Genomic DNA, 23,043 nt, shown 5'->3' with positions numbered 1-23,043 from the left:
CCAAATGTGAAGGAGGTGAATCCATTGGAGCAAACGAATCAAACCGAAAATAAAAAACGACGGAAATGGCTCTGGTGGTTGTTGCTATTGGCCGTACTTGCCGGTGGACTCGGGTACTATTTCTATCAATCAAAAGAAGCGGTTCCGTTGATCAGTGCAGACCTTTTGCCTGAATCTGGCGATGCCACCGATCAGCGATTATCTGAACGGGCGCAGGAAATTGCAGATGCGAATTATTTCACCCTGCAAATCAATCCAGAAGCCATTTTTGAAGATGGTCAAAGCACGGGATCCATCGAAATCGTTAATCCAGGCACCAATGTGTACCCAATCGCCGTGGATATCTCTTTACTGTCGAGCGGGGAAGTCATCTATTCTTCCGGTGCGATCTATCCAAATCAATTTGTTGAAAATGTCGCCTTAGCGACACCATTGGCAAAAGGCGAGTATCCTGCCAAAGCCACCATCAATATTTACGACCCTGAAAGCAAAGAAAAACAAGGGGTCACTGAAGCTGAATTAACGATTATCGTTAAGAATTAAAAAAAGGAAAAGTGAGGAAATAAAAATGAAAAAATTTGTAGCAGCTATTCTAAGTACAGCAACGATCGCAGGAGTAATCGCAAGCGGCACCACCGCTTTTGCGACACAAACTATTGATGGACGTGAAGGCGATACGTCAGGAGATGTCCAAGTAAACGGGATCATCGGTGAATTCGATAATACAACACCTGGACCAAATCCCGATGACTTGAACCAATGGATCAATGTAACGATTCCAACGACTGCTTTGTTCTATACGACTGAAGCGTCAAGTCATACAGAGATCGTTTCGCCTACGTACACAGTGACAAATAACTCAGCAGTTGGTGTGATCGCTTCTGTTGCAGGTGTTGATACACCATTGAATATGTCTGAAGTAGACTTGTTAAACGTAAACGGGATTGAGTTGTTTGAAAACGGCACACCAACTGTAACAGAAACAGAATTGTTTACCCTTGAAGGCAACCAAGGAACGAATGAAGGGACGTTTGCGTTCACTGGTGAAGCAACACCTGCCAATGCATCAGAAGAATCAAACCCAAGTTTCAAATTGGTCTTGAGTTTTGCGTCGGATGTAGAGGAAGACTAAAAACTGAAATCCCAGTAAAGAAGGGATCTATCGTATGAAAAAACGAAAAAGAATCATTTTTTTCATCGCTGCATTACTGGCTCTGACTGTCTGGGAGCTATCAGAAACCGTTGTCGCAGAGGCGACAACAGGGCAGGTCACTGTGACTGGTCGAATTGGTGAAACAGCGAAGGAAGAGGAAGAAGCAGACGATGACAATAAGAAAACGATCGTCGCAGATACTTCTCAAATCGGACAAGGGAAATTACCGCAAACAGGTTCTTCAAACACAAGCAGTTTGATCATCCTGGGGTATGCACTCATAGTATTTTCTATCTTATTACTATTGAGTAAAAGCAGACACATTTATGGAACGACTGATTACTATAATTAGTGAACAAATAAATGAGTAGGCAGAGTATTCTATAATTACTTATGCCCTATCAGAACACCTCGATGGAGCTGATAGGGCAGTTTTATTTAATTGTTATAAAAAGGAAGGCAAGATAATAGCGTTTAGCTGATACAAATAAAATTTTAGGAAAAATACATAGAAAGAGGGGCAAATGAATGGACGGTGGAAACAACTACGAAACCTTTTCTTACTACTTCAATTTTAAGAAAATAAAAAAAGGTATTGAACGTGAAAAATTGGAAGTATATTGCGAAAAACACCTAACTGAATTCGGTCAGCTGATTGAATCGATTTCAAAAGATAATTTCTGGGAAGTGCTCCCAAAAATTCTAGGACTTGATGCAAAGATGAATCTAGTTTCAGAATTATCTCGATTCGACGATTTCTCAGCAGATGAGATTATTAGAATTACTGAGAATGATTACAAGACGTATTTCAAAGAAATCTGTGGTTATGATCTAAGTGTAGAAAAGAAGAATTCTATCGTATTCAATGTGTCATAGGTTTTGCATAAATAAAAATTATCTTAAAAAAGGCTTCGAAAAAAAATTTTTTGAAGCCTTTTTTTGTTTTCCGCAAGTATTAAGATTAAGAACTAACGCTATTGTCTAATGACATAGTTAAGGGAAAATGCAAAGGTCTGATGTCAAAGCTAAACCTTAAAGGAAAAGATAGGAAAAAACGAATAATTTGGAAGTTTCTATTTTTCGCTAATGAATTTAGACAGCAACATTATGGAGATAAAGGAATCACGATTAAGAAAGTTCACGATTGATAAAAACTTGCTAATAAATGAAACTATTTGACCTGTTCTTTCGTCATACCCTATAGAACAACGAAAGAGAGGAAATACTATGAGAAAAAAATTATTGTTAATAGCTATATTCTGTGCACTGATTCTTACGTTAGTAGTGGGTGTCACGTATAAGTATCTAATGAGTCAAGTGTATGGAGAAGAAGAAACAAATTTTGAAACGCAAGTCGAAAAAACAATTAAAACTGAATTTTTTGATCGTGATATCACTCAGATTGAAGAATCAAAGAGTGGCGATAATCAATACAATAAATATTACCTGTACTATTCTGCGACTGAAAATAAAAATATTATAAAACAATTGGAAGCTCAAACTCAGGTTGCTTCGAAACAATTGAAGGATTCTCGGTCAATGGTGCTTTCCTATGTCAATGAGGAAAAGGTGAATGATGCCCTTATTAATCGACAATTAGTAACAAAGGAATATATTTGGGATGATAAAACAAAGTCTTTGAAATATTTAGGTGAATTAAAAGAATTATCTGAAATACTCTTATCCAAAAATCGAAATGAGCCTCGATTAAAAGATATTGTCAACGATGAATCAGACTTGCTTGCGATAAACAGAATTGTACAAGAACAGCTACTTAGTACTCGAACTAAATTAAAATCGACAATTGATGAAGAAGAATTAGATCAAGTGTTAACAAATGACTTTTTAAGCAAGGATAGTAAGATAACCATTCTCCCTCACTCAATACAAATCGCTTTTGATAAAGAGGTCTTAGGGGTGACAAAGATGAATGTCGACATTGAAAAAATTCTGTCTTTTATTGATCCAGCGATCGTTTCTGATAATAATCTGCCAAAAAAATCCTTAGACCAAAAAAGAAACTATGTCGCGCTCACCTTTGATGATGGACCTAACGATACGTCTACGAAAAAATTACTAGGAGAGTTAAAAAAAGAAAAGATCAAAGCGACTTTTTTTGTTTTAGGTCAGATGGTTGATAAGAACCCAGAGGTCGCGAAAAAAATAGTGGGAGAGGGGCATGAAATTGGCAGTCATTCATACACTCACCCAGACTTAACTCAAGTAACTCTGGATAAAGTCAAAGAAGAAGTACTGAAGACTGATAAGGCAATATTTCATGCTACAGGGGTATTGCCAAAACTCTTTCGACCACCTTACGGAGCAGTAAACGGCGCCGTTGCCAAAACCATCGGATTGCCTATTATTCAATGGAATGTAGACTCTGAAGATTGGCAAGTCAAAAATAAAGATTTGATTGTAAATAAGGTAATTGATACTGTAGAAAATGGATCAATCATTTTGATTCATGATATCCATGAACGTTCCGTAGAATCCATTCCAGAAATGGTAAGTCAACTAAGAAAAAGAGGCTATGAGTTTGTGACTATAAGCGAATTGCTCTCTTATGGACAAAAACCACTAAATCAGTATTTTGGTTTAGCTGACCAAAGAGAAATTAAATAGCAGTCTTTTCTAGTCCCTTGGAGAGTTGTTGAAGGAGTGATCTTTATTTTTAAGAATAGAAGTCAAATAAAAAAAGTGCGCTATTATGAGCATCTACTAGAAGAACTGATAGAAGGTAAATATGATCAAATGTATCGAATTGCCTACAGTTATGTTTATGATCATGAAGATGCTTTAGATGTCCTGCAGGATAGCTTTCAAAAGGCGTTAAAAAGCTTTAGAAAAACAGTAGAAATTGATAATTTTCAAGCATGGTTCTATAAAATTTTAGTAAGAACCGCGATTGATCAATGGCGAGTGAAGAGACTAAGACCATTTGGGTTAGCCTTTGAAGAAACTATAGAACTAAGACATTTTCGTTTCGATCAAAGTGAATTTCTTGAACTAAAGGAAATTCTAGAGAGAACGCCTAGTCCGGAAAGAGATATCATCATTTTAAAATATTTTGATGGATTTACCTTGCAAGAAATTGCTCAAATACTTAATTTAAATGAGAATACGGTGAAAACGAAGATGTACCGTTCTCTTGTTCAATTTAAGCATCTTTTAAATTAAAAAACAAGATATGAAAAGGAGAATGAGCGAAATGAAACAGCACACGTTTGATGGAGAAAACCAAGAACAATTAAAGCGTGAAATAGTTGCGCGTTTTCAAATAGAAAAGGCAAAGGTATACGAAGAAAAGAAGCGAAAAGTACTTAGAAGAGGCGTCGAAAGCGTGATCTTGGTGGTTTTTAGTTTTTTGATTATGCTTCAAAATACTACCTTTAGAGGTTTTGCATCAGAAATACCTATTTTGGGGGATTTGGTATCAATTATAACTGGGGAAACGCTTCTGTTCAGTCAAGAGGAGGCAGAAATCACTATTGATGTGCCTAAGATAACAGAAGAAAATCAAGTGTATTCGCAATTAAATGAAAAATATCTCCGTGAAGGACAACGAGCATATCAAAGTTATATAGACGTAATAAATAAGGTGGACGAAAAACAAATGTATGTCAGTGGTACCTATGATGTGAAAGTCAATGATAATCGATTTTTAGTAATCGACCGTACATTTGAAGAGACAGTGGGGAGCACCAATGTCGAACATCGATTTGATACATTCGATAAAAAGAACGAGGTCTTATTATCATTAAAGATGTTATTTAAAACGGAAAACTATTTAGAGGTGCTGGCTCAGGAAATTGAGCACCAAATGAAAGAGCGGATGAGAGTAAATAGCGATATCAAATATTGGGTTTTAGACTATAATGATACAAATTGGTTGGAGAATGATCCGAATTTTTATATTAATGAAAATCATGAACTAGTTATTTCGTTTGATAAATATGAAGTTTCGGCTGGATACATGGGGACACAAGAGTTCATAATACCTACTACAGTATTGAAGCCGATCTTAGTTGACGAAAATTTTTTTAATTAGATCGATAAATCAGTTTAAGCTTATTCAGAAAATGATTTCTGGATAAGCTTTCTTTTTTTCGCTAGCAAGAGCGGAAAATAAAGCCTACTTTTCTAATTGGCTTTGATACCATGAGGGGAAAAAATCGATGAACCCAGAGACTCTTTTATACACGTTTACTACAAAGGCAATAAAAAGTCCCTTGTTGTCTGCTTTTGTGAGTAACTTTTCCACAGTGTGGAACTCCCTGAGCCTTACTACCATTATTGGATTTGAAAATAATTAGAGATCTAATTATTAGGTAGCGAATCTTTTTATTGACTTTCCTTTTTAACCGGTGTATATTCTTTTCGAATAGTTAGATATCTAACATTTGGCGAAGGGGGAGTCGTTTTGGAGGAACTGATCGTTTCGAATTTGATGCGTTCCATTATGAATAAGTCACGGGAATCGATGGAACTGCGTATAAAAGACCTGGATATCAGTCAGCAGCAAGGAAGAATGATTGCGTATATCGCACAAAATGAAGACAAGGGATTGATTCAGAAGGATTTGGCCCAAGTGTTTCAACGTCGTGATGCCAGTATCACAAGTATGCTTCAAGGGTTAGAAAAAAAAGGGTATATCGAACGCCGCATCCCAAAAAATAATGAGCGGCAAAAAAATATATACGTTTTACCTAAAGGAAAAGCGTTGATTGATCAAACCAATGAAGCTTTTTATGCGGCAGAAAAAGAACTGGTCCAAGCACTGAATGCAGAAGAAGTCGAAGAACTGACTCGTTTGTTAAGAAAAATCGATCAAAGTCTATGAGCAATAAGCAGTCAATCACTGCTTATTGCCTTAAAGTTAGAATTCTAACAGTTAACTATCTAATAGAAGGAGGAATCATCATGGAAGAAGTCACAATGAATGAATCCAATATTTACTACTTAAGCGAAAGTCCGGTGCGAAAGGCAATTGCCTATTTATCGATACCGATGATGGTTGGTATTTCAACCACGACGATCTATAATTTGATTAATGCCTATTTTATTGGATTGATCCATGATACCAATATGATGTCGGCGATTACCTTGGCGATGCCCATTACGATTCTGTTGATGGCCGTTGGGAACATGCTGGGTGTTGGTGGAGGAAGCTATATCACACGACTACTAGGCAATGGAGACACTCAAAAGGGCAAGAAAGTTGCCGGCTATGCGTTTTACTCGAGCATCCTGCTCGGTGTAATCATAGGGATTGTCGCAGTAATTTTCATGGATCCATTTATTCATTTACTAGGAGCAGGTGGGCAGACATTTTTGTATACAAAACAATATTCACTGATTTTGTTTGTTGGTGGAGCATCGTTCATTTTAAATTTTGCTTTGGAACAGTTGGTGCGTTCAGAAGGGGCATCAAAAGAATCAATGTATGGCATGTTCGTCAGTGTTGCAGTGAGTATCCTACTTGATGCATTATTGATTCTCGTCTTTAACCTACATGTGATCGGTGCAGGGCTATCACTAGTGATTGCGAACATCGCTTCAACAACGTATTATGTCTGGTTCCTAGAAACGAAAAGCGAGACATTGAAGGGCTTTTTAAAGAACGTGAAACTTTCAATCAAAGATCAGCTAGAAGTTTATAAAATAGGGATATCCGAGCTGTTTAAATCAGCTTTCATGATCGTCACCACATTATTGTTGAACAATTTTTCTGCTGAGTATGGGGACAATGTTGTGGCTAGCTTTGGTATCGCTGTTCGAATCACGCAATTACCGGAATTTTTAACAATGGGTCTATTTTTGGGCGTCATACCGTTATTTGCTTACAGTTTCTCTGCCCATAACACGAAACGAGTGAAAGAAGCACTGAAAGAAGTATCTTTGTGGATAGGTGGGATCTCCATCCTTTTTGCCTTGATTGTGTATTGGTTGCGAGTGCCTGTGTTGGGATTATTCACAAGTGATCCACGTGTGATCCAAGTTGGCTTAACGATTTTGGGAGCACAGTTGATTTCTTCGATCTTTAATGGTTTCTCTGGTTTATTCACGGGCATCTTCCAGGCATCTGGACTAGGTGCTCAGACCGGAGTGATGTCCACGATTCAAGGAACATTCTTTATTCCAATCGTTTTAGTGCTGCATCATTTCTATGGATTGGACGGATTGATTTGGTCAATGGCGATTACAGAAGGTATCGCGTTTGTTGCGGGTGTCTTAATGATGATTCCTTATCTAAATAAACTAAATAAGGATGACCTGCCCGCCATGCAAAACAGTAGCATATAAGAATCAGGTACGTTTGAACTATTGGTTTCTGGATGAAAAGATAGCGAAAGGTTTCTTTTCGAATCTCGGGTATGGAAAGCTCAACGAAGTTTGCTTTGTTGGGCTTCTTTACTTGCTATTTATTTTCTTTGCATTAAAGTAAGAGGAGATGTTCATTCTGTTATACTTACAATTGAAAAAACTTCATTCAAAGATCAATGATTTTTGAATGTGTTGATAGAAGAAAAGTGTCTAAAATGAACGATATTATCAAAATTATCAAGCGATTGAGGAACCTACTATGCAAAAAAAATTTTATAAAGTTGTCTCTGTCTCGAATAACAGTCGTCTGTTTGCGATTTTAATGGCTTTTTCAGGCGGGGCATTAGATGTCTATTCTCACAATTACTTTCATGGATTAGTTGCTACCCAGACGGGGAACATTATTTTGATGGCTTCGAATTTATCCCAATATAATTGGCAGCAAATGCTGCCTAAGATCGTATCGATCGTTTTGTTTACGGTAGGATTTTTATTAGGTATTCTTCTAAAGCGCAGCAATTTCAGTCATTATTGGCGCAGTTACACCATGCTACCTGTTATTTTATCGAGCTTGATCATTCCATTGTTGTCTCAAAACTTGCACCTTTTTAAAATTGGTCTGCTTGCTTTTGGCAGTGGCTTGCTGATGCTGACGTTTACTGGAACGCAAATCGAAGGAAATCCTTATACGATCATGATGACCTCAGGCAATTATCGGAAAATGCTAAATGAATGGTATCTGTATCTGACCTCACGGAATAAAACGTCGCTTCAAAGACGCAATGCCCATAACTATACGATCGTCGTGCTCTCATTTGTCATTGGTGCTTGTTTACTAGCCTTTGTCAGTCTTGTTTTAAAAAAATATTCAATTTGGATCGTAACCTTCACGTTTCTGCTGGCTCTTTTTATTGAAATCCATCAAGCGAAAAAGACGATTCGATAGTCAAAGAAAAACCATCAGAGGGACTCCTTCTGACGGTTTTTCTTATAAGTTGAGAGGGGAATATTTTTAGAATGGCGTCACAGCTCCGCAATCTTCCGTACGGTATTGATGGTTCGAATCGTAATCTGTTTGCCGACGCTGGTGCTGGCTGTTTTTTTCCACCAATTGGTTTTTTGATAGTCTTTGCGGAGGTAGGACCAGAAGACGACGTCTTTGTAAGGGAAAACCTGTTCAAGCTCGGCATTCGGAGCCCCGAGTTTTTCAGATAACTCCTCGTAGGTCAGCGAAGGCATCAAAAAGATCAGGTTGTCATAGATGGTATTATCTTCCGTTCCTGACCAGTCGGGCATATGGGTCAAGCGTTCCTGCAGCTCTGATTGGCGAATGATATAAATAGCGATATCAAAGGAAAAGTCGCGTTTGACCATTGCTTTAATCGTTTCGGCAAGGGCTTGTGGATCATCCTCTTCACTGGAAAAAATCACATTGCCGCTATTCAAATAAGTGACCACATTGCTAAACCCCAATTCTTCAAAACCGGCTTTCAATTCTTTCATAGAAATTTTGTTCTTTCCACCGACATTGATGCCTCTTAATAAAGCGATGTATCGTTGCATGGATAACCCCTCCTTTAAACCCCTTCTTTTAGCTGATTATAGAATGGATGGAGCGGAAGTACAATCCTGGCTTCTCAGATGCCCAAAATACGTGAGCGAGAAACGACGAATGCAAGCTTATTGGTGGAGTGGCTATGGCGCATGTATTTTTGCGCTGCTAATTAGTAAAAACGAAGAAACAGCCTGTAAATGATAACAACCCTCACAAATCTGCTCAAGCAAGCGAATTTGTGAGGGGCACTTTCAGTCGTTTTCTCTGTTTCTGGCTTCGTTGTTAATCCACCGCAATCCTCACAGACACGTTCTGTACGGGGACATCATAAAAGGGATCTTCTCGTCGGCCTAAAAAGTCTTGGGCTTGCTGAGGGAAGAGGGCGTACATCAGCACGTCTTCTTCACTTTGGGCATACTCAGCGATTTCTTCCCGAAAGGCTGGCAGTTGTGGTGCCAGTAGATCAGCTGGTCTGACGGTGATCACTTCAGCATCTCCGATGATTGTTTCTTTGATTTCGTCGGTGATGGGTGCTGGCGATTGACCGTAAAGTCCTTTGACGTAATCTTTGATCTCACTTGGGACAAGTTTGTAACGTTCTCCTGAAATCACATTCATCAAGGCTTGGGTACCGACCATTTGCGACAATGGGGTCACTAGTGGCGGATAGCCCAAGTCTGCTCTGACTTTTGGTACTTCTGCTAGGACTTCTTCATACTTGTCTTGCAATCCTTGTTCCGTCAATTGGCTGAGTAGGTTTGACAACATGCCACCAGGTACTTGATAGATCAAGGTTTTAGGTTCGATATCTTTGACTTTCGGGTTCAGTAGTCCTTCTTCGCGGAAACGATCACGAACGGGATTGAAATGTTCAGCAATCTCAGCGACTTTCTGCAAATCAAGTCCCGTAGCAAAGCCGCAATCTTCTAAGGCGATTGCCACAGATTCGGTTGCTGGCTGACTGGTGCCGCCAGCAAAGGAGGAGATGGCGGTATCAATGATGTCTGCACCGGCTTCCGCAACTTTTAAGTAAGTCATCTCAGCGATGCCGCTGGTGGCATGGGTATGGACTTCTAGCGGTAGATCGACGGTATCTTTGATTCGGCTGACCAGCTCGTAGCCAGTTTGCGGTGTCAAAACGCCTGCCATATCTTTGATACAGATGGAATCGGCGCCGAGGTTTGCCATTTTGTTGGCAAGGTCAACGAAGTAATCCACGGTATGGATTTGGCTAGTAGTATAAGAGATTGCTGTTTGACAGTGTCCGCCGGCTGCTTTTGTGGCGCGGATGGCGGTTTCTAAATTGCGGACATCATTTAAGGCATCAAACAAACGAAGAATGTCGATGCCGTTTTCAACCGATTTGGTCACAAAGTCAGCAACGACGTCATCGGCATAGTTTTTGTACCCTAAGAGATTTTGCCCCCGTAAGAGCATTTGTAGTTTGGTCTTTTTCACTTCTTTGCGGATTGCGCGCAATCTTTCCCATGGGTCTTCATTTAAAAAACGCAGACAAGCATCGAAGGTTGCGCCGCCCCACATTTCCAAGGCATGATAGCCCGCTTGATCCATGGTTTTTAAAATCGGTAGCATATCGCTGGTAGGCATTCGTGTAGCGATCAGACTTTGTTGGCCGTCCCGCAAGACGGTTTCGGTAAATTGGATTTTTTTCATTCTTTCACTCTTTCCTGAATGATTTTACGGATCTGCTGCTGTATATCTGCTACGCTATGAGTTCTAGAACGGCCACAAACTTTGGCATCTTGTTCACAGACGTAGCAGCTTCTTGTCGGCAGTCCGATTTCGGTGCGGCTGATAGGTAAAAGCTGGTCTTGGTTTTTGGCTAAGACATCCAGATCCACCAATCGACCATAAGGATGATGGGTCTCAATCTGAACCATCATTCGTTTTAGTTCATAAGGATCTGTGGGCAGTACGAGATAATATTCCGGTCCGGTTTCCAAACTACGGTAGAGGTTTGCCAGTGGAATCAGTTCCTTGACGGCCTCTTCGATTTCCGTAATGAGTTCTTCAAAAACGGCGGTCAATGGGACAGAATTTTTCACGGGACCGGGAATATTCATGGTGGCAACAAGCAATGCCGCTTTTTCATCCGCAGCGAGAAGCTCCCGTTGAAGGGAGCTTCTATTTTCTCGCGCCTGCAGCATATCGGTTAGCGTCACAGGGGTTCCTGAAAATAGGGCATCAGACATTTTTGACCACATCAATGATCGTGCCATCGCGGTATTCGATCAAAGCGACGGTTTTTTCCCCGTACTTGATTGGTTCGGGTTGACCGACAATGCTGTAGGCTTTTTCTTTTAATTCTTCAATGGTGTACTGGGGAATATCCAATGCTTCAAAATGGCTGATCAAGTCTTTGCGAGCAGGATTGATGGCGATCCCGATTTCCGTAACGACGACATCAATACTGGCGCCTGGCGTGACGATCGTGTTGACGGTATCGACGATTGTTGGGATCCGTCCCCGCACAAGAGGAGCGATCACTAAGCTCATTTTGCACGCCATACTGGTATCTGAGTGTCCGCCAGAAGCACCGCGAATCACACCGTCAGAACCAGTGATGACATTGATGTTGAAATCCGTGTCGACTTCCAGTGCGGAAAGAATGGCGGTATCCAATTGATTGATAAACGCCCCTTTGCTTAACGGCGAGGCATACATATTGGCATCGATCTCGTAATGATTGGCGTTTTTTCCTAGTGATTGTGCGGAAGGGTGATCAAAGTCTTGGACATCGATCAGTTTTTCTACTAATCCTTCTTCTAACAGTTCCACCATGGCATTGGTAATGCCGCCGAGGGCAAAGCTAGCTTTGATCTCATCTTTGATCATCGCCTCGCGTAAAAAACGAGAAACGGCTAATGCGGCACCGCCTGTTCCGGTTTGGAAGGAGAAGCCTTGTTGGTAGTAAGGCGAGCTGGTGATGACCTTGGCTGCATACTCAGCAATCAGTAACTCCTTTGGATTTTTGGTAAAGCGGGTCGCACCTTTTGCGATCCCTGCAGGATCACCGATGGCGTCGACTTCCACGACATAATCGACATCCGTTTGGGGAATGCTGATTGGGGTATTTGGAAACGGCACCAGGGTGTCGGTGATGATCACGACTTGGTCGGCGTATTTTGCATCGACCATCGCATAGCCCAATGAGCCGCAGGTTGCTTTTCCGACGGTGCCATTGGCATTGCCATACGCATCTGAGCTAGGGGCCCCTAAGAAGGCGACATCGATGTGGATATCGCCGGCGGCAATGGCACGAGCCCGACCGCCATGAGAACGGATAATGACTGGAGCATCCATAATGCCTTCGGAGATTGCGGCACCGACTTTGTCCCGCAGACCGCTGGAGGTGATATTGGTTACGACGCCAGATTTGATATGTCCGATCAATGGTTCATGGACATTGGCGATGGAACTAGGGGCAATCGCAAGATTCTTGATGCCCATTTTTGCGATCTCGTCTAAAACGAGATTCATGATAAAATCCCCTTCGCGAAAATGATGGTGGAAGGAGATCGTCATGCCGTCCGTTAACCCTGTTTTTTCAATGGCTTCACGAATACTGCCCAAGACCTTGCTTTTGCCCGGCAGGACTGGCTCGATCTTGCGACTCGCTTCTTTGTAGGCATGGATATTGGCCGTTTCATTTTCAAAGACCCCGTATTGGTTGGCATAGCATTCAGGGATGTCTTTTCCTGCTTTGTTTAACACCATAATTACACTTCCTCCTCGGTAATCAATTTCGCTGCTTTGGCAAGGGCAATCACGCGTTCCGCTCGCTCAACGATTGGTTTATCGACCATTTTGCCATTCAAGGAGATCACACCAGAACCTTTGCTTTCGGCTTCACGAATGGCCCAGATCACTTCTTTGGCCTGTTGGATCTCGGCTTTTGAAGGCGCATAGATCCCATTAACTAGGGGAATCTGCCGGGGATTGATCACTGATTTTCCGTCAAAACCAAGCTGCTTGATGCGGGTCGTTTCAGCGAGAAAGCCATCTGTGTCATTGATATCAGAAAAGACGGTATCGATGGCGGCGATCCCCGCAGCTCTAGCTGCATGCAAAATCATACTGCGGGCAAACAACAACTCTTGCCCATCTGGGTAGCGACGGGTTTTCATATTGGTGACATAATCTTCTGCCCCTAAAGCGATCCCGATCAAACGATCGGAAGCTGTAGCGATGTCTCGGGCATTTAAAACGCCTTCGGCCGACTCGATGGCAGCCATCATTTTGGTGGTTCCTACAGGCAGATCGTTTTCTTCTTCTACTTGTGTGATCACAGCGGCAACGTCAATGATATCTTTGGCGGTTTCGGTTTTCGGTAGTCGAATGACGTTGACCCCCGCTAGGACCATCGCTTCGATATCAAGGGCACCCACCGTGTCGAGGCCGTTGATGCGCACGACGGTTTCGATGGCAGAATAGTCAAAGGTTTTTAAGGCAAAATGCACCAGTGTCCGAGCAGAGTCTTTTTCATTCAAGGAGACCGCATCTTCTAAATCAAACATAACGGAATCGGCGCCATACAATGGCGCATCCCGTAGCATGGCAGCATTGGCTCCTGGTACAAACATCATCGTTCTTCTTAAACGTTCCATGTGTCGATCTCCTTCCAAGCATACTGTTCTTGTTCGGCGGCCCGATGAACGGCGGTCAGAGTTCGGGCTTTGATGGTACAGTCCAATGCGCCTTTATCGGTGGCAGTGATTTTGGCCTGTGTCACGCCTAGATGGTTCAGCGTCTCAAGGATGACGGCGCGAATTTGTTTGCCGAATTGTTTTTCGACACTGCTATCGAGGGTCAGCTCGATGGTTTGGGTTGTGGTGGGCTCGATCGCGATCAAGATATCACTGGATTCAACAGAGCCAGCAACCGCACTTTTTTTGATTTCCACTTATTATCACCTCTAAATATAGTTATGCTGCATTAAAAATGAGAACGTTGTTTCTGGTAAAAATTGCTGCAAGAAAAGTAAATCTTTTTCTGCAATCGCTTTCCGAACTTTTGTAGCCGAAACGGTTGATTGGTTGATCTTCAGACGGTCGATCACGATCAGTTCAAGCTCGGGAGAAAAAACGGCAGCCATTGCCTCGTTGTAGAGTTGAGTCACGGGCGAGTAAGGCTCTGAGCCTACAAAACGCGTAGTGATCGCCAACAACGGCGCAATTTTTTCTTTGAAGAGGGTTGCATCAAAGGCGGCTTGTTTTTTGGCGATCGCCTCAGGTGCTTGCTCTTTCAAGAAATAACTGGGAAAAACTGCCGAAGAGACGAGATAGTTGTTGGTTGGCAGCACCGTTACATTTGGCAGGTGAGCCACGCCATCCGTCACCATCTGCAGCCGTTCACTGGCAGAAAATTGCGAGCGGTCTTCTGATAAAACGAACACATAAACCTGTTCTTTTTGACTCGCAGCCGTTTCGACTAAGTACAAATGTCCCTTGGTAAAAGGATTGGCGTTCATCACGATCGCGCCGTTGTTTTGTCCGATTCGCTGCCGTTGCAGTTGTTGGGCATAGCTTTCATAAGAAGGAACGCCTTGTTCCATGAACAAGATGTCTTGTGCTGCCAGCACTTCACGAAACCCGAGAGATTCAAAAAACAGACGATTTTTCGGTGCTGTATAGACGAAGGACTTGGTATGGCCCTCGTCTTTGATATGATCGCTAAGGTGCGAAATCAATTGCGTCAACAGCTGTTCGGAGCGTTTTTTTTCACAGACCACCACATACTTGATGATATTGGCATAGCAAGAAGCAGTAGCAATCAAGGTTTGCTGGTCAAAAATGCCGATGGTATAGGCTACTTCTTCACCGACGGCTAAGCCAGCACGGGTGATCAATTTTTGCCATTGCAAAAAGACTTCCGGATCTTTTTGCAGCCAGATTCTTTTTAGGGTATACATACAATGCCTTCTTTATTTTTTTACTGGGAAGAGCTTCGACAAAAGCAAAGATGCGAAGTAGATGATCAGGATCACGACAAAGACGCCGCCCCAACCGAATAACAACAATTCAAATGAAGTCAGTAAATCTTGACTCATAATTTTCCTCTCCTTTCTAGTGACCTAAGCAATCAGTGCCAGCAGTAAGCCACCGGCGATGACCGAAGCAATCTGTCCTGAAACGTTGGCACCGGCTGCATGCATCAAGATAAAGTTTTGCGGATCTTCATCTGTCGCCATTTTTTGGATGACACGACTAGACATTGGAAACGCAGAGATACCAGCTGCACCGATCATTGGGTTGATTTTTTCTTTACGGAACAAGTTCAGCACTTTCGCAAACAACACGCCGCCGACCGAGTCCATAATGAAGGCAACCAGCCCTAAACCAATAACCATCAATGTATCGACTTGTAAAAATTCTTCATATTGCATTTTCACAGAAATTGATAAACCTAGGAGGATACTGATGATATTCACCAGTTCGTTTTGAGCGGTGATGGACAAACGATCTAAGACACCACATTCCCGCAAGAGATTTCCGAACATCAAAAATCCGACCAATGGCAATGAAACAGGAGCAATCAACCCTGCTACGATCGAGATCACGATCGGGAACAAAATTTTTGCCGTTTGCGAAACTTCACCGGCACGATACGTCATGCGGATTTTTCGTTCGTGCTTGGTCGTCACAGCTTTGATGGCTACCGGTTGAATGATCGGTACTAGCGCCATGTAAGAGTAAGCTGCTACCATGATCGCACCCATATATTTCGAGTTCAGCGTATTTGCGACAAAAATCGACGTTGGTCCGTCAGCGGCACCGATGATCCCGATGGAAGCCGCGTCGTTTAAATCAAAACCAAGCAGCACGGCAACGATGATCGTAAAGAAGATCCCGAATTGCGCAGCGGCACCAAACAATAAAAGAAATGGATTTTGCAGCAATGGACCGAAGTCGATCATCGCACCAATCCCGATAAACAAAAGCAAAGGGAATAATTCAGTTGAGATCCCCATATCAAACAATACTTGGAACGGGCCAGCTTCTCCACCAGCACTTAACACACCTGAGTTCGGGAAGTTCACTAACAACGTGCCCAATCCCATAGGGACCAACAAGGTTGGTTCATATTCTTTCTTGATCCCCAAATACATCAATAGACCACCGATGAGCATCATAACGATCCGTCCCGGCTCCGATCCTAACCCGACTACACCTTCAATTAACGTTTCCACTACGTCACTTCCTTTTCAATAAATTAGCCGATCGTAATCAGCAGTTCTCCTGGGTTGACCATATCGCCCGCATTGACTGCAATGGCAACCACGGTTCCGGCTTTTGGTGCCACGATCTCATTTTCCATCTTCATGGCTTCTAAAATCATCAACGACTGGTTTTCTTGTACAGTATCACCTACATTGACCAAGAGACGTAAAATCGTTCCCGGCATTGGAGAATGAATCGGCTCGCCGTCAGCAGGAAGCGTACCTGGTGCTGGCTGTGGTGCTACTTCTGGTTCTGGTGTGCTGACTGGTTCTGGTTGAGCGGGTGCCGCTGCTGGAGCCGGTGTTGGCACTGCTGGGGCAGGAGCGGTAGGTTGCGGGGCACCGATTTCTTCCATTTCGACAAGGTATTCTTGCCCATCGATCGCTATTTTAAATTTACGTAACATGTTTTTCCCTCACTTGTTTTCATTTTTTTTGGCTATTTTTTTGATTGTGAACTGAGAATCTGATAGCTCTCCGGCGGCGATACTGGCGGCAATCAGGGTGACTCGCTTAAATTCAGGATTGCGTTTCTCAATTCTTCGAATGACAAACTGACTTTCAGGGGAACACTCGGCACCTAGTGCGGCGGCTATCAGACTGACTAACGGATAATCTTCTGCAGGCGCCGGCTGATAGCCCGACACTTCTTGCCAATCAGACGCGGGTGGGTCCGCTATCATTTCCCTTGGCTTCAGAGGAGGACTGACAGGCGCATCTGGTTCATCATGCGTTTTTTTGAACAATCTTTTAATAAGATTCATGGGTTTCTCCTTTCTCAATGATTCGTTCCCTTTCATTATAGAAACTCCCGTTCAATCAGCGAGATTTATTTCGGCTGAAAATTGTTTTTTCAGTGTTCCTTTTTTGAGAAAAGAGTGAAAAACCGATATAAACGTTGATTTATCAAGGTTTTTCTTGCGTTAATATTCTGTTAAGAACTTTTTAAACGAAAAATAAGATTTGAAAAGAGAAATTGTTTTTTTGCTGTTCTTTTTTTAAACGGGTCTTTTTTTCTATTTCTTGATTGTTTATTCTTAGACGTGTAAAGCATTCAATAACATTATTTCCTTTAAGAAAAGAAAAATATTCACAAACTAGTGACGCTTGTCGCTAACAAATTACGGGCCTGTAATTTTTTTAAAATGTTTTTTGATAACGCTTACACATTTCGATGCATGAAAGGAAGAAGAAAATGTTCTTAACAATTTTGTCCTATGCCATGATTATTGTCTTCATGTTTGTCATCATGAAGAAAAAAATGTCACCCTTTACATCCTTAGTAATTATCCCATTACTATTTACCCTCGTTGCGATGGTTGCTGGTGTTTCCGAAAAAGGCAACATCGGTGATTTTGTCCTTGAGGGCATCTCGACAACAGCCAACACAGGAATCATGTTGCTGTTTGCGATTTTGTACTTTTCCATTATGTTGGATGCCGGTTTGTTTGATCCAATCACGAAAAAAATGATTTATTTTGCTAAAGGCGATCCGATGAAAGTCTTGATGGCAACGGCAGTCGTTGCCGCTGCGGTCTCTTTGAACGGTGATGGAACGACCACTACCTTGATTTGTTGTTCTGCGTTTATTCCCATCTACAAGAAGCTGAATATGAAAATGATGAACCTTGGTGTCTTGATCATTTTGCAAAACACCATCATGAACTTATTGCCATGGGGCGGACCGACTGCCCGAGCAATGGCCGTGCTGGAAGTTGATGCGGATATCCTTTCTTATTTGTTGCCAGGAATGATTTTGTCTCTGTTATATGTGATTTTCTTCGTGGCTCGCAGAATGGGGATCCAAGAACGGAAACGTTTAGGGGTTACGGAACTGACGAACGATGAGATATTAGAAATGACGACTGTGACTGATCCTGATACATTAGCGATCCGCCGTCCGAAAAACTTTGTCTTCAACGGTATCTTAACGATCGTCTTGATTGGCTGGTTAGTAGCAAGCTCCTTTATTTCTAGTATCGCTTTACCACCAATCTTGTTATTCCTTGTAGGTACTTGTATCGCATTGATGGTCAACTACCCAATTTTGAAAGATCAATCGTCACGGATCGGTGCCAACGGCGGCGACGCTGTGCAAGTAGTAATTTTAGTTTTTGCAGCGGGCGTCTTCATGGGCTTGTTCCAAGGCTCTGGGATGGCTACTGCCTTAGCGAATAGTTTCACGCAAATCATTCCTAAACAATTGGCTGGTTTCTGGGGCATAGTTATCGCCCTGATCTCTGCACCTGGGACTTTCTTTATTTCCAATGATGGGTTTTACTTTGGGGTTCTACCGGTCTTAGCAGAAGCGGGTCGTTCGTATGGCTTCACCAATATGCAGATGGCCTTGGCGTCCTTAATGGGCCAAGCGTTCCACTTGTTAAGTCCATTGGTTGCCTTCATCTACTTGCTATTGCGCTTGACTGGCTTAGATATGGGGCAATGGCAAAAAGAAGCGGCGAAATACGCACTGGGGATTTTCGTGATCTTTGTCGTTACGATCGTACTATTGGGTCATATGCCGTTTTATATTCCACAGTAACTTCATAAAGAAACTATCGAGCAGGCTGCCATTTTGCTCGGTAGTTTTCCTTGTTTATCGATATATCTATTTTTTCCCAAAAATCTCATTTGTTTTTAGTATGATAGGAGTAAATCATGAATCCAATTATTGATGCAGTAAATAAAAATCTGGATCTGACCAAAAATAAACCATTAAAAGATTTGATCTATGAAGCGTTCAAAAAAACCATCATTTTAGGAGACATTCCTGCAGGCTCTCGCATCAATGAGAAAGAATTTTCCGATACGTTAAACATCAGCCGGACCCCAATTCGTTACGCCATGACTCAGCTGGTGGCTGAAAAACTGGTGGAACACGTACCAAAAATCGGCATCGTCGTAAAAGGGATCAGTATCAAAGATGCTTATGAGATTTACGATATCCGCAAATCATTGGATACATTGGCGACTATCAAAGCAATGGCCTTGATGAGTGAGGAGGATTTCCGGGAGATGCGCTGCTTGTTAGAACATGGCGAACAGCTGAATCGTGAGGATGATGTGGATGGGGTCTTGAAAAACTTTTCTGACTTCAATGCGTTTATTTACGAAAAAAGCCAGATGCTGCGGTTAAAAAGTATCGTGCTGGATCTGCAAGCGTACCTCGTGTATTTTCGTGACATTGCGATTCGCTCTTCTAGAAGAAGGGATGCGGCATTGGCGGAACATTGGCTGATTTATCGCGGCATGAGAACCAATGACACGGAACAGATCACGTTGTTGACCCATGAACATTTGGATCACTCCCTGCAATTTATTCTTGCTGAAATGGAGCGAAGAAAAATTGACTGATTCCCGTCTTTTTATCGCCAGCAGCTATGCAGTCAATGCGCTGCATTATGAGGTAGCGTTAGCACCCAAGCCTGGTTTAGTAGATCCTTGCTCCTCTGGTGCGCATCAGGACATGAATGTGTTTACCTTTATCAACAGTATCACTTGTTTGGCGCCTTTTTTTCAGCGCTATAGCCAAGCTGGCTTTGCCCATACAGGCGCCCTGATCCAGCTGTTTGACCAGTTACGTGGGATCGGTCAAGAAGCAGAAGAAGCGATGCTTCAGGCAACCAAAGGCATCAATACCCACAAAGGGGCGAACTTTTCCTTTGCAGTTTTGTTGGGGGCGACAGGAGTCTATTATCAACAGCATGACAAGGCTGTGCTGACGGCTGAAGATACTAATCAGATCCTGCAGCTTGCCGCCGACATCTGCCAGCATTTGGTCAAGCAAGACCTGCAGCAAATCACCCACAAAGACCAGTTGTCTTACGGAGAAAAAAATTATTTAACCTACGGCACGATGGGGATTCGTGGAGAAGCCGCAGCTGGTTATCCAACGGTTAAAAAACTGCTGGAGTACTTACGGCAGCAACCACAAAAAACCTCCGTTTCCTTGTTGCGAGGGTTGGTCTATCTAATGAGTGAAACCGAAGACAGCAACCTCGTCCACCGAGGCGGCTACGAGGCGATGAAGACCGTGCAGCAGGAAATGCAAAAAATTCACCAAGCCAATCTGTCGGATACAGACTTGCTTCGTGAATTAACGACCTATGATCAATTGTTGATCGCACGCCATTTGAGTCCCGGCGGCTCGGCGGATCTTTTAGCCTTGGCCCTTTATTTCTTGCAGCTAGAAGGCGTCTCCTTCTGGTAAAAAGGTATAGCCGATCCCCCAAACGGTTTTCAAAAAACGGGCTTGCTTCGGCTCATCTTCAATTTTGTTTCGCAGATGATTGATAAAAACCATCACGGTATTGGCATCGAATTGGCCATCTTGCCAAACATTGCTGTAAATCTGTTCTTTCGAGAACACTTGATCCGGATTTTCCATGAAAAAGCGCATCAGCATGATTTCTTTTGAAGATAACTTGATGGGCTGGTCATTTTTGAAAAACTGATAGCGTTTTTGGTCAAAACGAAACATGCCGCTGCACAGATCCCCTTCCGGTTTGGCGATCCCTTTTTCTCGCAGCACTTTGCGGCGATCAAGAATCGAAACGATTTGTGCTTTTAAGAGTGCCGGTGAAAAAGGCTTCGTAATGTAGTGATCGGCACCGATCTCATAGCCGTTGATCATATCTTTTTCGTCACTTTTACCGCTCAAAAAGACGATCGGCACCGTGGGGTTTTCTTCTCGAATCAGTTGTGCCAAATGATAGCCGTCATTTTCATGCTCCAAACTGATATCCAGTAAAAAAAGATCAAAGCTGACACGAGAATTGATCGCAATCGTTTTTTCAACGGAATCAGTCTGGTAGATCAAAATGCCCGTCGATTGTAAAGATTTCCAAATCAGCCGCCGAATAGCAGGGTCATCATCAACGATTAAAATTTTTTCATCTCGCAAAATATCCGCCTCCTGTATCAATAGTATTATAGTAAATATGAAAGGGGTTTACAATGAAACCGCCATCAAAGTTTTGGCTGTATTTAAGCGTGGTCGCTACCTTATTCATTACATTGATTGGACTTATTTTTACCTTTACAAGTTATAAAAGCGCACAAAGACAAGCTGAAACCGTCGGGTTGCGGCAGTTAGAAACGGTCAACCAAGCGGCGATCAAGCTGATCAGCCGTAGTATCGAATCGTACCACATGGCTCTTGCCAATTATGCCGATGACCACCTCGAAGGTGCCGCCTTGGCTGATTTGCAGCGCCCCTTAACGTTACCAGTGATCAATTCCGCGAACAATGCCATGGTCGGATTGTTTTTGATCGACCAACAAGGTCAGGTCATCGCCCAAAATACCGCAACGTCTATAAATAAACCACAAGATCCAACGATGCAGGAACTGTTATTTAAAGATCCATCCTTAGACAAAGTATTGGCGGGTCGGCAGGTACAAAATGGGCAAGTCTATTTCGATGGTAAAGAGGCCTATTTAAATGTGTATCAGTCCCTAACCCTTGACGACAAAGAAGCGGTTCTTGTGATGCCTTTGAATCTGCAGCGCATGTATCATCATGAATTTACCACCGATCGCAATGTTTCCGGCTATACGATGGTCAAAAACGCCGATATGCGGATCGTTATGCACCCATCGGACGAACAAATTGGTTTTTCCATCGTTGAGAGCCGCAAAAAAGAATTTCCAGAGCTGGATTTCACCGATCTTGAGCGCTTGGAGCAAGAACAAATCGACAATGAAGAAGGCACCTCCGTCTATTATTCTTATTGGTGGAACGAAGAAACACTGCAAAAAGTGCTGAAATTGGCTGCTTATCAATGGATCACCATCGGCGACAGTCGGCTGATCGTCGCCAGCAATGCCGATTTTTTGGAGCAAAGCGGTCTCTTCTTACAAGACAACTTGATTTTGATCGGCCTGCTGGGTTTGTTGTTTGTCATTATGATTTTATTGACCGTACTGATCAAAAACTACATGAAACGCAATCAAGCCTATGTCGAAAACCAAGCATTGAAAGAACGACAACGGCTGTTAAAAGAAAAGCACGAAATCGAAAAAAACATTTTGCAAGAATCAAAACTGGAAACCATTGGCTTGCTAACGACCTCAATCGTCCATGACCTAAACAACTTTTTGACGCCTATGATTGGTCATCTGCAATTGCTGATCGAGGAAAACCAACACGATGAAGTCTTAGTGGAGGACTTGCAAGAAGTCTGCAAAGCGGCGGAAAAAGGCAAAGAGTTATCCAGCAATGTGCTGCGTTTTTCGAAACTCGAAAGTGCCGATAAAACTGTGCAGTCGATCGCTACTACCTTGACAGAAGCCATCGATACTATGCGCGCACTGTTGCCAAAAGCCTTTTCCCTTACGTATGATATCCAAGAAGTAGGATATGCCGTCTACGAGAAGATCGATCTGCAAGTCATCATTTACAATTTGTTGATGAATGTGTACCAAGCAAATGCCGATTGCAGCATTCGATTGAGTCGCACTTCGACAGAAAGCGCCACCTTTCCATTTCGTAAGCAAGCTTTCTCCGCACAACAGGAGTTTGCTTTGATCGAAATCGTCGACAACGGTCCCGGCATACCAGAAGCGATCCAAGAAAAAATCTTTACCCGCTTCTTCACGACCAAGAGTGCCACTGGCGGTACTGGTCTAGGACTCTTTACTGTCTCTTCGATCGTGGAAAAAAACGACTGGTTGATCGATGTTACAAGTACGCCTAAAGGAACCACCTTTTATATTGGTATTCCTCTAACTGATCCCGAAAAAGCCACTGAACCCAACTGATCCAAT

The 23,043-nt window shown here is 42.6% G+C and carries 26 protein-coding genes; 14 read left to right on the top strand and 12 right to left on the bottom strand.

What is annotated here, in order from left to right:
* Window positions 1-24: 24 nt before the first annotated feature.
* The 10 genes from IGJ74_RS17320 (at window position 25) to IGJ74_RS17275 (ending at window position 8,426) form a co-directional block, all read left to right on the top strand.
* The gene (locus tag IGJ74_RS17320) at window positions 25-543 is read left to right on the top strand and encodes a hypothetical protein (RefSeq protein WP_034871937.1); all 519 of its coding nucleotides are present in this window, start codon (window positions 25-27) and stop codon (window positions 541-543) included.
* A 25-nt stretch (window positions 544-568) separates the two neighbouring features.
* Window positions 569-1,132 (top strand): hypothetical protein, encoded by a 564-nt coding sequence (locus IGJ74_RS17315; protein ID WP_087664492.1) that lies wholly within the window; start codon window positions 569-571, stop codon window positions 1,130-1,132.
* A 34-nt stretch (window positions 1,133-1,166) separates the two neighbouring features.
* Window positions 1,167-1,505, top strand: coding sequence for an LPXTG cell wall anchor domain-containing protein (locus IGJ74_RS17310; RefSeq protein ID WP_194188591.1), 339 nt, complete (start codon window positions 1,167-1,169; stop codon window positions 1,503-1,505).
* 176 nt (window positions 1,506-1,681) lie between these two features.
* On the top strand, window positions 1,682-2,029 hold the full coding sequence (locus IGJ74_RS17305) for a DUF7006 family protein (protein ID WP_016621996.1): 348 nt from the start codon (window positions 1,682-1,684) through the stop codon (window positions 2,027-2,029).
* Window positions 2,030-2,380: 351 nt separating this feature from the next.
* A complete protein-coding gene (locus tag IGJ74_RS17300) occupies window positions 2,381-3,778 on the top strand; it encodes a polysaccharide deacetylase family protein (RefSeq protein WP_207462970.1) in 1,398 nt (465 codons plus the stop codon).
* Window positions 3,779-3,814: 36 nt separating this feature from the next.
* Complete coding sequence (locus IGJ74_RS17295; protein WP_087664494.1) at window positions 3,815-4,333, top strand: RNA polymerase sigma factor; 519 nt, start codon at window positions 3,815-3,817, stop codon at window positions 4,331-4,333.
* 31 nt (window positions 4,334-4,364) lie between these two features.
* Window positions 4,365-5,204, top strand: coding sequence for an RsiV family protein (locus tag IGJ74_RS17290; protein WP_225869329.1), 840 nt, complete (start codon window positions 4,365-4,367; stop codon window positions 5,202-5,204).
* A 411-nt stretch (window positions 5,205-5,615) separates the two neighbouring features.
* A complete protein-coding gene (locus tag IGJ74_RS17285; RefSeq protein WP_016613715.1) occupies window positions 5,616-5,996 on the top strand; it encodes a MarR family winged helix-turn-helix transcriptional regulator in 381 nt (126 codons plus the stop codon).
* Window positions 5,997-6,076: 80 nt separating this feature from the next.
* A complete protein-coding gene (locus tag IGJ74_RS17280) occupies window positions 6,077-7,459 on the top strand; it encodes an MATE family efflux transporter (protein ID WP_430608633.1) in 1,383 nt (460 codons plus the stop codon).
* A gap of 280 nt (window positions 7,460-7,739) precedes the next feature.
* Complete coding sequence (locus IGJ74_RS17275) at window positions 7,740-8,426, top strand: YoaK family protein (protein WP_087664496.1); 687 nt, start codon at window positions 7,740-7,742, stop codon at window positions 8,424-8,426.
* A 77-nt stretch (window positions 8,427-8,503) separates the two neighbouring features.
* On the opposite strand, the gene IGJ74_RS17270 is transcribed toward IGJ74_RS17275, so the two are convergent.
* From IGJ74_RS17270 to IGJ74_RS17220, 11 genes are all read right to left on the bottom strand, one after another.
* On the bottom strand, window positions 8,504-9,043 hold the full coding sequence (locus IGJ74_RS17270; RefSeq protein WP_218193505.1) for a DUF1697 domain-containing protein: 540 nt from the start codon (window positions 9,041-9,043) through the stop codon (window positions 8,504-8,506).
* Window positions 9,044-9,317: 274 nt separating this feature from the next.
* Window positions 9,318-10,709: an oxaloacetate decarboxylase subunit alpha gene (locus IGJ74_RS17265; RefSeq protein WP_087664498.1), complete on the bottom strand. Its 1,392-nt coding sequence runs from the start codon at window positions 10,707-10,709 to the stop codon at window positions 9,318-9,320.
* On the bottom strand, window positions 10,706-11,248 hold the full coding sequence (gene citX, locus IGJ74_RS17260; RefSeq protein ID WP_237714968.1) for a citrate lyase holo-[acyl-carrier protein] synthase: 543 nt from the start codon (window positions 11,246-11,248) through the stop codon (window positions 10,706-10,708). Before citX ends, IGJ74_RS17265 begins: the two co-directional genes overlap by 4 nt.
* Window positions 11,241-12,773, bottom strand: a complete 1,533-nt coding sequence (gene citF, locus IGJ74_RS17255) for a citrate lyase subunit alpha (protein WP_005233060.1) — start codon at window positions 12,771-12,773, stop codon at window positions 11,241-11,243. The genes citX and citF overlap by 8 nt, the downstream gene beginning before the upstream one ends.
* Before the next feature lie 2 nt (window positions 12,774-12,775).
* Window positions 12,776-13,663 carry a citrate (pro-3S)-lyase subunit beta gene (gene citE, locus IGJ74_RS17250; RefSeq protein ID WP_087664499.1) on the bottom strand — a complete coding sequence of 296 codons (888 nt, stop codon included), beginning with the start codon at window positions 13,661-13,663 and terminating at the stop codon, window positions 12,776-12,778.
* Window positions 13,651-13,959, bottom strand: coding sequence for a citrate lyase acyl carrier protein (citD, locus tag IGJ74_RS17245; protein ID WP_005230465.1), 309 nt, complete (start codon window positions 13,957-13,959; stop codon window positions 13,651-13,653). The genes citE and citD overlap by 13 nt, the downstream gene beginning before the upstream one ends.
* 12 nt (window positions 13,960-13,971) lie before the next feature.
* Window positions 13,972-14,967 carry a [citrate (pro-3S)-lyase] ligase gene (citC, locus tag IGJ74_RS17240; RefSeq protein ID WP_087664500.1) on the bottom strand — a complete coding sequence of 332 codons (996 nt, stop codon included), beginning with the start codon at window positions 14,965-14,967 and terminating at the stop codon, window positions 13,972-13,974.
* A 12-nt stretch (window positions 14,968-14,979) separates the two neighbouring features.
* The gene (locus IGJ74_RS17235) at window positions 14,980-15,105 is read right to left on the bottom strand and encodes an OadG-related small transporter subunit (RefSeq protein ID WP_008381833.1); all 126 of its coding nucleotides are present in this window, start codon (window positions 15,103-15,105) and stop codon (window positions 14,980-14,982) included.
* Window positions 15,106-15,129: 24 nt separating this feature from the next.
* Entirely contained in the window at window positions 15,130-16,245 is a 1,116-nt protein-coding gene (locus tag IGJ74_RS17230) for a sodium ion-translocating decarboxylase subunit beta (protein ID WP_005233072.1), read from the bottom strand.
* A 23-nt stretch (window positions 16,246-16,268) separates the two neighbouring features.
* Window positions 16,269-16,682 carry an acetyl-CoA carboxylase biotin carboxyl carrier protein subunit gene (locus tag IGJ74_RS17225; RefSeq protein ID WP_005233074.1) on the bottom strand — a complete coding sequence of 138 codons (414 nt, stop codon included), beginning with the start codon at window positions 16,680-16,682 and terminating at the stop codon, window positions 16,269-16,271.
* A gap of 9 nt (window positions 16,683-16,691) precedes the next feature.
* On the bottom strand, window positions 16,692-17,039 hold the full coding sequence (locus tag IGJ74_RS17220; RefSeq protein WP_223347142.1) for a hypothetical protein: 348 nt from the start codon (window positions 17,037-17,039) through the stop codon (window positions 16,692-16,694).
* Window positions 17,040-17,470: 431 nt separating this feature from the next.
* Between IGJ74_RS17220 and IGJ74_RS17215 the strand changes: the two genes are divergently transcribed.
* The 3 genes from IGJ74_RS17215 to citG all read left to right on the top strand — a co-directional run bounded on the left by IGJ74_RS17215 (window position 17,471) and on the right by citG (window position 20,485).
* Window positions 17,471-18,817 (top strand): CitMHS family transporter, encoded by a 1,347-nt coding sequence (locus tag IGJ74_RS17215; RefSeq protein WP_008381841.1) that lies wholly within the window; start codon window positions 17,471-17,473, stop codon window positions 18,815-18,817.
* A 116-nt stretch (window positions 18,818-18,933) separates the two neighbouring features.
* The gene (locus IGJ74_RS17210; RefSeq protein ID WP_005233081.1) at window positions 18,934-19,629 is read left to right on the top strand and encodes a GntR family transcriptional regulator; all 696 of its coding nucleotides are present in this window, start codon (window positions 18,934-18,936) and stop codon (window positions 19,627-19,629) included.
* On the top strand, window positions 19,622-20,485 hold the full coding sequence (gene citG, locus IGJ74_RS17205; RefSeq protein ID WP_223347141.1) for a triphosphoribosyl-dephospho-CoA synthase CitG: 864 nt from the start codon (window positions 19,622-19,624) through the stop codon (window positions 20,483-20,485). Before IGJ74_RS17210 ends, citG begins: the two co-directional genes overlap by 8 nt.
* Here citG and IGJ74_RS17200 read toward each other — a convergent pair.
* Window positions 20,462-21,178, bottom strand: a complete 717-nt coding sequence (locus tag IGJ74_RS17200) for a response regulator transcription factor (RefSeq protein WP_087664501.1) — start codon at window positions 21,176-21,178, stop codon at window positions 20,462-20,464. The genes citG and IGJ74_RS17200 overlap by 24 nt on opposite strands.
* A gap of 53 nt (window positions 21,179-21,231) precedes the next feature.
* Here IGJ74_RS17200 and IGJ74_RS17195 point away from each other — a divergent pair, with 53 nt between their 5' ends.
* Window positions 21,232-23,037, top strand: coding sequence for a sensor histidine kinase (locus IGJ74_RS17195; RefSeq protein WP_016613728.1), 1,806 nt, complete (start codon window positions 21,232-21,234; stop codon window positions 23,035-23,037).
* The last annotated feature ends 6 nt before the right edge of the window (window positions 23,038-23,043 follow it).

This window comes from Enterococcus sp. AZ009 (assembly GCF_050548785.1).
Classification (GTDB): domain Bacteria; phylum Bacillota; class Bacilli; order Lactobacillales; family Enterococcaceae; genus Enterococcus_D; species Enterococcus_D entomosocium.
This window is presented reverse-complemented; position numbering and strand designations above follow the sequence as displayed.